Raw genomic sequence first — 376 nt, 5'->3', positions numbered from 1 at the left:
CGATCCAGTTGATCGCCACGCCTGCTCAAGTCCAGGCCGAGGCGGCCGCTAAGGCCGCAGGGGCGCAGCCGACCCCGCAACAGATCGCGGCCATAACCAGCGGCGTCGCCAACGACGTCCAGCCGACCGCCGAAAAAACCGCCGCCGCTCTGGCCCTGCCCGCCGACCTTCTGGCCGCCTCTACGGATCAGGCCGAGATTGCGCCGCCCGCCATCGCCAAGGCGGCCTTAAAGGCGACCCAGGAGGCGACGACGGATCAGACTGCGGCGACCGAAGACGAGGCCTCGTCCAGCGACCGGGCAACCGCAGACACCCTGGCCGCCGCGCTCAAGGGAGAGCCTGCCGCGCCGCGTCCCTTGCGCCACAACGACGCCTC

General features: G+C 71.0%; 1 protein-coding gene. It reads left to right on the top strand.

All coding sequences use genetic code 11. The features are described from left to right. A partial coding sequence (locus ACM0OX_RS35785) for a hypothetical protein (RefSeq protein ID WP_414519961.1) occupies nucleotides 1-376 on the top strand: 376 nt, incomplete at both ends.

This window comes from Nostoc sp. PCC 9305, assembly GCF_963920915.1.
GTDB lineage: Bacteria > Cyanobacteriota > Cyanobacteriia > Cyanobacteriales > Nostocaceae > Nostoc.
The sequence above is the reverse complement of the archived record's forward strand: the minus strand, read 5'-3'. Positions and strand labels throughout refer to the sequence as shown.